The sequence below is a fragment of the Nitrococcus sp. genome (assembly GCF_059432795.1).
On record NZ_JBXWZQ010000041.1, the window covers coordinates 1 to 2,951 of the forward strand.

At 66.2% G+C, this 2,951-nt stretch carries 5 protein-coding genes; all 5 read left to right on the forward strand.

The window, feature by feature from the left end:
* A partial coding sequence (locus AC52Q4_RS03450) for a hypothetical protein (RefSeq protein WP_495535406.1) occupies window positions 1–915 on the forward strand: 915 nt, incomplete at its 5' end.
* Between the two features lie 66 nt (window positions 916–981).
* On the forward strand, window positions 982–1,605 hold the full coding sequence (locus tag AC52Q4_RS03455; RefSeq protein ID WP_495535407.1) for a hypothetical protein: 624 nt from the start codon (window positions 982–984) through the stop codon (window positions 1,603–1,605).
* Window positions 1,606–1,696: 91 nt separating this feature from the next.
* On the forward strand, window positions 1,697–2,104 hold the full coding sequence (locus AC52Q4_RS03460) for a DUF5675 family protein (protein WP_495535408.1): 408 nt from the start codon (window positions 1,697–1,699) through the stop codon (window positions 2,102–2,104).
* Window positions 2,094–2,300, forward strand: coding sequence for a hypothetical protein (locus AC52Q4_RS03465; protein ID WP_495535409.1), 207 nt, complete (start codon window positions 2,094–2,096; stop codon window positions 2,298–2,300). Before AC52Q4_RS03460 ends, AC52Q4_RS03465 begins: the two co-directional genes overlap by 11 nt.
* Before the next feature lie 4 nt (window positions 2,301–2,304).
* Window positions 2,305–2,951 (forward strand): hypothetical protein (locus AC52Q4_RS03470; protein WP_495535410.1); only part of this gene is annotated, 647 nt, incomplete at its 3' end.

A 2,951-nucleotide genomic window follows, 5' to 3' on the forward strand; every position in this document is an offset into this window, starting at 1 on the left:
CGCAACGCGGTGCGGATCGTCGGTGAGGACACCGAGCAGTTGATCTTCAACCGGGTGCTGGGCTCGTCCCACGAGTACGGCGCCGTGGCGGTGGCCGACGAGAACCTGGAGCTGCAGGCGGACGACACCCTGAACCTGTTCGTGCTCGCGAACTTCCCGGTGGTGCGCCCCCGCAAGCTGTACGACCTGCAGGGCTCCCAGATCGGCAACACCATCAACCCGGTGACCGTCACCTACAACAGCGTCGAGCTGGAGGAGTACGACGGCACCGGCACCCAGAGCGCCGGCACGTACTACGTGCTGGATTACGACCTGGGCGAGATCTACCTCACGGACGAAGCGGGCGCGGTGCAGGTGCCGGCCAACGGCACGGCCTTCACCATCAGCTACTCCCGCGTTACCAACGTGTTCGCGTTCGACACGGACCTGGGCAGCGCCTCGGCAGAGGATCACTGGGACAAATTCCTGTATCGCTACGGGTTGCGCAAGACCGTGGTGCAGGACCAGCGCTTCCACATGCCGAACTACGGCCTGATGAGCGAGACCTACGCCAACCAGGTCGAGCAGGCCAAGCGGTTCGCGGCCAACTTCCGGCGGCCGGGCACTGACCTGAGCACGGACGGGAGCCTGGGACGGATCAAGGGCGTGCCGAACTTCAACACCTCGGCCCCCGGGCTGTGGATGGGGGACCGCTACGCCCTGATCGGCGAGCGCGGCACCACCCGCTTCCGGATGATGAAGCCCTGGTCCATGGGCCAGCTCGAGAACGCCCGCAACAGCGACGGCGAGTTCACCGGCGAGAAGGAAGCCTACGGCGACCAGACCATTGTGGTGCACACCCCGTCGCAGCTCAAGCGGGCGACCACGGCGATCATGCTGTACAGCGACTCCGCCCGCGAGGCGCGGACGATCTAATACCCGAAACTGAAGCCGACCGCGGGGCGGTGAGGGACCGCCGCCCCGCCTGACGGAGGTACTAAAGTGAGCACGAAACCGATCACGAATCACGGGGCGACGCTGATGTTCATCAACAACGTCGCCCTCGCCCCGGGCGAGACCCGGATCTTCGAGGAGAACGAACTCCCGCCGCACCTGCGGCCGAGCCCCCAGCCGGCACCGGCGCCGGTGGAATCCGACGACCCGCTGCTGGACCTGCTGGACGAGAACGCCAGTGTGGTCATCAAGGCGGTCGGCGAGCGCGACGAGGCCGGCAACCCGCTGTACACGACGGACCAGTTGATCCGCCTGGCGGAGGCCGAGGACAACTGCCACACCCGCCAGAATGTCATGAAGCCCCTGCGCGCAGAGCAGCTCAAGCGCAGCGAGGAAGCCACCCAGCGCGAGGAGTTGGCGGTGTTCGCCGAGAGCCTGAAGGACATGGCGCCCGAGCAGCTCGACGAGCTGAAGGCGACGCACCAGGAGGACCCGGTGCGGGTGAACGCGATCTGGCTGCAGCAGCAAGTAAATTCGGCCGTCGCCGACGGCGACCGCGGAAAGCTCCACATGCTGCGTGAGAACCTGCCAGGAGAGGTCGATCCGAAACAGAAGCTGCCGGGGGCAGAAGAGCTGATCGACGCGGCCCTGGCGGAGCTGGCTACCGAATGAGCGACGAGAACCGGATCCGTGTTGTGGGATGGGGCGCCGTGGCCGTGCTGGTCGCGGCGCTTGTCGTTCCGGCGATGCTGATCTGAGCGGCATGGACCTGACTCTCACCCGCTACCTGTACGACGACGAGTTCGGCACCTTCGGTCACCTGTGGGTCGAGGGCATGAAGCTGTGGACCGTGGAGCGCCCCTGGCTGGACAACCGGGTGCGCGTGAGCTGCATCCCCGAGGGCCGCTACGAGTGCGAGCCGCGGCCCTACTATCGCGGCGGCTACGACGCCATCCACGTGCGCGACGTGCCGGGGCGGACCTACATCCTGTTCCACAAGGGCAACACCATGGACGACGTCGCAGGCTGCATCGTCGTCGGCATGTATCGCGGCCTGGTGGGCGGCAAGTGGGCGGTCATGAACTCGTCCGCCGCCTTCGACAAGCTGATGGAGCATTACGGCATGGGGCCGTTCACTCTGACCATCGAGAGGCAAGCGCATGATCACTGACGCACTCAAGGGCAAGAAAACGCACATCGCCAACGCGGTGCGCGCGATAGCGATGCTGGCCATTTACGCCGGCTACACCATCGATCCGCAAGCCGTCATCAACTGGATCAACGAGATGATCGTGGTCCTGGTCGCGTTCGAGGGCCTGATGTGGGCGGCGATCTCGTGGTTCCGGCAGCTTGGAAAACAGGAGTAACGCTATGGCTTATCAACGCGGGCTTCGCCTGGGTGGAATTCTGGGACTTGTGCTGCTGGTTGCGGGATGCGCGGGCAACACGGTCATCATGCCGGACGGCGCTGAGGTCTCGGAGTCCACCTACGTCGCGCTTAAATCGATGCAGGACCGCGACGACAAGAACGCCGCCAACCTGGCGCGATTGATGGCGCCGGTTCAGGACTGTTCTGAGCTGGCGACCAAGGACGAGCGCGCGGAATGCCAGCACACCAACCAGCTTTGGCTGGTGCAGGTGCCGTGGATGGCGAAAGAGATGGACCGCGGCGGCGTCGATCCGGGGTACTGGCAGCTCACCAACGCCCGCGAGGAGCGCCGGGACCCGCTGCGCTACGTGCGCGCCACCACGGACGTTCTGCAGGCTCTGTGCCTCACCGGCATCGCCCCCTGGGGCTGCGCGGCCTACGGCTCCGGCCAGGGCGGCGACGTCGTCATCCGGGCAGACACCGGCAGCACAGTGAGCGGCGTCACCGGGATCACCGGCAACAAGAGCCACCACACCCGCGGCGACGACAACCTGAGCGGCTACGGTTCCGCCCTCGCCTCGGACGAAGGTGTCGCCGCCAACCGCGACGGCCAGAACCAGTTCGGCGACGGCACCCAGGGCCAGGCGGT